Source organism: Candidatus Defluviilinea gracilis (assembly GCF_057138825.1).
Genome location: NZ_DBNHEF010000024.1, coordinates 1 through 5,177, shown reverse-complemented (window position 1 = coordinate 5,177; position 5,177 = coordinate 1). Strand labels below are relative to the sequence as shown.

Below are 5,177 nucleotides of genomic sequence, written 5' to 3'. Positions count from 1 at the left end.
AAAATAAGGAAAGAAATCACCACCCGCACAAATCCGCTTCGGCAATCCGCACCGCGCCGAACCAAACGGTGTCATCGGCAGACCCGCTATATGTATCGCGGTCTGAGCCGTGATTGTGCCAAACAATAATCTCAACGTAGTCATCCACGCCATCGAGATACACATCCAACGCGCCGCCAACTCCCACCGTTGTCGCCGCTCCCCCAGCCACAAGACCGATCCAGCGCATGGTTGTGCCGTTTTTGCGGACGCCGACCCAGATTGATTTCCCGTCCGCCAGCGATCCAATCGCCACATGGGTCGTGATTCGGTATGTTCCTTTGTGCGTTGTGGAGGTGGGTAGGAACTTCCCCGTTGACCCGTCGAAATATCCGTTTGTGTCCTTGTCCTCCTGCGGGAACTTGACCACCGTGTTTGTGCTGGTGACGATCCCCGTTTGGTCGCTTGTCTGCCGCGCATGGACGGCGACATCGTGATACCCGCCGCTGGCGGAGACCACAAAGTCCAGTTTGCCGTTTGTATCGTCATACGTGACAGCAATCCCCGTTTCGGTATTGCCCGAGACCATCGCCCCGACAATATCTTGTATATTCTCGTCGGCGAGTCCAAGCAATGTTTTCACCGCCGCATAATCCGCCGCCTGTAAAATCGAAAATACATTGCTGCTGCTGGATACCTCCTCCCAATCGCCAGCCGACGCCGACGCCCTCGCCATGATCTTGTATTGCCCTGTGGCATCCACGATTTTCGCCAGCGTCACCGCGCCCGCGTCGTCAATGATGTAAATGCCGCCCGACTTAAAATATAATTTCCACTTACCCGTCGCGGGCGTGGATGGATCAGTAGATTCTTCTTGTACAATAAGTTCAGCCATTTTTTCTCCTACAAAATATGCAAGGCGGCATCGCCGTTGAGAGTTATATCATAATCAGCAAGAGCCACATATTCTGCCACGACCAGCGACGCGCCATCGTTCAGCGTCAAACTTTCCTGCAACGTCCGCTGAAACGCCATCGCGCTCCCGCGCCCCAGCCCGTCACTGCCTATGGTGTGCGCGAGCGTGAGAGTCGTTGAATCAATCGGCGTCGTATAACTTTCTATGCGCGTCCCGTGTCCCGTCGCGTCGTGAGTCTCATCCGCCACATGCCGAATCTCTGCGGAGGTATTTCCGTAGTTTGTGCCATCGTGGAAACGCCCGCGTAGTTTGAGAGCCACATCGTCTTTGAGTGCCTGTGTAGGTGAGGCTTTTGTCCCGCGTGAAAACATGCCTGTTATGAACGATGCGAAGCCAGTTCCCCACGTCCATAGAAAATTACCAACTGACACGCCCTCCTGCGCTTGTGAAATACCGCCGTCAGTCTCAGCGATTGGCGGGTCAATACCGACGCGAATTGAATCGCTGAAACGCTTGATTCCCGCCGCCGTTTGGTCGGTGGTCAAGTCCATGAATATTCCCGCCAGTGTCGCCTTGATGTTCGCCCACGTGATCTTTCGCAATAATTGAACAGACGCCTTCCACAACGGGAACTCATCCGCATCCAGTGGAGTCGTAATCGCGGTCGCGCCGTGTATGCCATTGCCTAAATCATAGGTGCCGCCCGCTGTGTGGTTGAGTTGGTTTGCGAAATTATCAAACTGCGTAAAATAGCCAGCCACGTGGTTGACCTGCACGCCATCCGCCAGCGTGATGTCCGTGCCGCTCACAACGACCGTCGTGTCATGGACAACAATCGCGTACACGTTGCCATCCACGCCGCCCGAGAGACTGTACAACTGCCCGCCGCTATATCTTTTGATCCCCTCGGGAAAATCACCACCGACATACACATCGGACAGATATTTTGCGAGACTCCGTCCTTTGTCGCTAATGCCTGGGATCGTGACCCACGCGCTCCCGCTATAGTACGCAAAATATCCCGTAAACTCTCCCGCCGCGTAGACAGTCCCATCCACAACAACCAACGCATTGATTCTGTCTCCCAAATCAGCGCCTACCTGCGTGATGGTCGAGCCGTCCCATACATAGACCTTGCTCGTGCCGCCGATGTACAGCAGGGTGTTATCCGCATCCCACGCGAGGGAGTATATTGCGCCGTGCGCATATCCCAAATCGACAAAGGTCGCAGTATCGGTGTCATATTCCACCAGCGGGCCGCCCTCGCTGACATTATAAAATAACCCTCCGAGGTACATTTTCGTTCCATCACCGCCCGTCATGGCATAGATGGAGGAAGAATCAACCACGCCCAGCGAACTCCCGAAACTCGTGCCGTTCCAGAACCAAAACAGGTCGCCGATCAGCCCCGTCGCTCCGAGGTAAAACTCGGTCTCGCTGATCGCATACAACGCGCCAGGCTGTACGCTCGCAGGGTACACTTTGCGCTCGCCTGTCAGCATGTTATAGGACTCCACGCCAGTCAATGAGCCGCGATAATAAAAAACCACGTTGCCGTAAATGGTCATCCATCGGGGCCAGTCGGCGAGGATCGTATCCGTCAACGGAGTGAGCGGCATCCAGCGACGCACCTCCAGCAGGTTGGCGTCGCGGGCGGTATTCCATTGCTTTGTGAGCCAGTCTAAATCGCGCGCGCGTTCCAAATCGGAATTATAGAAGATAGTATTTAATTCCAAAACTGCGTTTGCGTAGCCCTCATCCTCATAATCCACCTGCATACTCAGTATACGGTAGGATACCTGCGTGCCTTTGACATCATAGGTGACGGTATCGCCAATCGTGTAATCCAAAAAAATAAACGGCGACGCGCCATCGTAAGCGCGTATTGTGTGGCTTGTTTTTGGGTCTTTGGTCTCGGCTATTTTTGCGGCGGCGTAGGTCGTAGCAGAGTCCAATGTTTGCGCCTGCTCGATATTGATAATTTTTTCACGCCGCCCATAGGCTGTAATCGAGGTATCGTCTTTGACAACGGCGAATCCGTTTTTGTATTTTACTAGATAGGTATTTACTAATTCATCTCCGCGCACATCGGAGGAAATTTCAAGACAGTTTGTACCAGCGCGAAAAAAAACGGTAGTGGATTTATTTGTGCCAATCCCATTTTTGTAAGCAGACAAAACAAACCCGCCGCCGCTCAGTGCGATGGAAAATTCAAACCCGCCGACCTCCGCGAAGTTCTGCGCGATCTGTAAAATAGATTCACCCACTGTAATCTGGTACTCCTCTGAATCCCCCCACGCCACCGAACTACTATCCACCGAAGCCGTGAAATTCCAAGTCAACGTACTTAACGCGCCGCGTGCCTGCGCTTCTGTCAATAATTGAATCAAAATAGCGGCTTTGGTCATGCCGTTAAAAATGCGAGTTGATTCGGTTGTATCCTCGTTCCAGACAATTGGCTGGTCGAGTAACGCCAATGCGCCGCGTCCCGATATAGACATCCATCTGCCCGCGTTTTCACCCGCGTCTACCTGCGTCTTTTTTATATTCTCCACAAAAAAACCGCCGCGCTCCGCCCCGCGATAATTGTTTTGAATAAACATCCCCGAAGTGATAATACCCGCCGCTTCACTATCCAGCGGGATTTTCGCCTCGCCCGATCCCGCGCCGTTCATTTCTAAATACAAATGACCCGTACTAACAGGCAGAATCCGCATCCTTGTCGTAAGGTTGGCGGCGTATAAAATCCATTCAACTTTATCTGTGTTTGCCATGTTTGCCTATAAATAGGGCGGATAAAACTCGAACTTTACTTCGCCAGTCGTTGCCACGCTGGAAGTAATGTCAATGCTGTTGTCTCCAATTGCCAAGACCATGAGTGCGGTATCGCCTGAGTGAGTCACATTGCCGATCACGTTCCCACTGACGCTATGCGTAGCGGTGTATTGCCCAGTAGAATTCTGCATGATAATGACAGTATCTCCATCGGAGATTACGCCTGTATAGGTTAGACTGACGCCGTTGGTTGTGTTTATGATAACTGGATTCGTGAGTGGACCCGTTAGGGTGATTGTCGGATTGCGTTCCTCTACTGTTCCACTATTGGGAACTATTTCCGTTATCGGGCTGGTATCAATCAAAATCGTCGTTGAGGCTTGCGTACTCAATCGAAAATACGGTTGATTTAATACGAACTCTACAACTACCCGCGCAAACGTATCGTGGATTCTCTCCACCTGCATAGGCGCGTCTACCGAGGCGTTTGCATTATAGACACTAGCGTCCTCACGTGTATACTGCAACACCTTTTGACTGCGAACGCCGAATAACTTTTTCAGGTTATCGAAAATAGTATCCTGCTCAGTGGCAGTATTAGATACGATAGCCATACCAATCGTGATGATTCGCTGGTCGTAAAATTTTGGAACATAGAATGTTCCGTCATTGAACGGCAGAGAGATATTCTCTCCGCGCCGTTGGGGAATATCCAAATAATCATTCAAGACGGTCACAACCCCGTAAGAGGTCAGAGAGTTTCCGTCATATTTCCAAGTAATCGTCATGCCGCCGTTCCTAGATAACTAAGTTTTTTCAGTGTATTGCGGACGCTGTTCTCTGAACGTTCGGGTATCGGGTTGTTGATCGTGATGTTATAGGTTGCGCCCATTTTGTCTGCGTTCGGCACAAAAGTACCGTTTGTATTCGGGACAAACATTTCAGGCTGTGCGCCTGTGCCAATCATGTACGGTGTCCCTGCCACGCCCGATCCGCCGCTGTCCCTAGACCTCGGTCTGCGTGTTGCTGGGGGCAAACTCGCGCCACCGCCAGCAACTCCAGGATTGTACGAATATGGCGTGGGCGTTGTAATCTGCCCCGTCTGATTAAAATTCACGCCGAAATTAACGTATTTGCCGTCAAAGGCGGCGATCTGTTGCATGGTTGTAAGCGTCTGATTCATTACAGGTTGCGTTTTCTGAAAATTCGCTACCATTTCATCGGCGGCGCGGCTTTCCGCAATCGCTTGATCCGCCGCCGCGCGCGATACCAGACCGCGTTGAACGGCTATATCTTGCAGATATTCAAATTCGCCGCTGTCTATCAAGCCGTCCGCCGCTAGACGTTGTTGTGTCAAATCATAAACACGTTGTTGCGCCGCCTTTTTGGTCTGCTCCTCCAAACCCGCCTTGCTTTGCTGGTTCTCTTTCTCCTTTTGCGTGATCGCGTCCAACTGTTGCATATAACGCAAATATTCATCGTTCGTGAGTTTGCCAGCGCGTTGCTG

Annotated in this window: 4 protein-coding genes; all 4 read right to left on the bottom strand. The window is 51.8% G+C overall.

Going from position 1 to position 5,177, the window contains the following annotated elements; all coding sequences use genetic code 11:
- Positions 1–16: 16 nt before the first annotated feature.
- Positions 17–874, bottom strand: a complete 858-nt coding sequence (locus AC16KF_RS03120; RefSeq protein WP_484035832.1) for a hypothetical protein — start codon at positions 872–874, stop codon at positions 17–19.
- Positions 875–882: 8 nt separating this feature from the next.
- Positions 883–3,669: a hypothetical protein gene (locus AC16KF_RS03115; RefSeq protein WP_484035831.1), complete on the bottom strand. Its 2,787-nt coding sequence runs from the start codon at positions 3,667–3,669 to the stop codon at positions 883–885.
- Positions 3,670–3,675: 6 nt separating this feature from the next.
- Positions 3,676–4,458 carry a phage tail domain-containing protein gene (locus tag AC16KF_RS03110; RefSeq protein ID WP_484035830.1) on the bottom strand — a complete coding sequence of 261 codons (783 nt, stop codon included), beginning with the start codon at positions 4,456–4,458 and terminating at the stop codon, positions 3,676–3,678.
- A partial coding sequence (locus tag AC16KF_RS03105) for a hypothetical protein (protein WP_484035829.1) occupies positions 4,455–5,177 on the bottom strand: 723 nt, incomplete at its 5' end. The genes AC16KF_RS03110 and AC16KF_RS03105, both read right to left, overlap by 4 nt.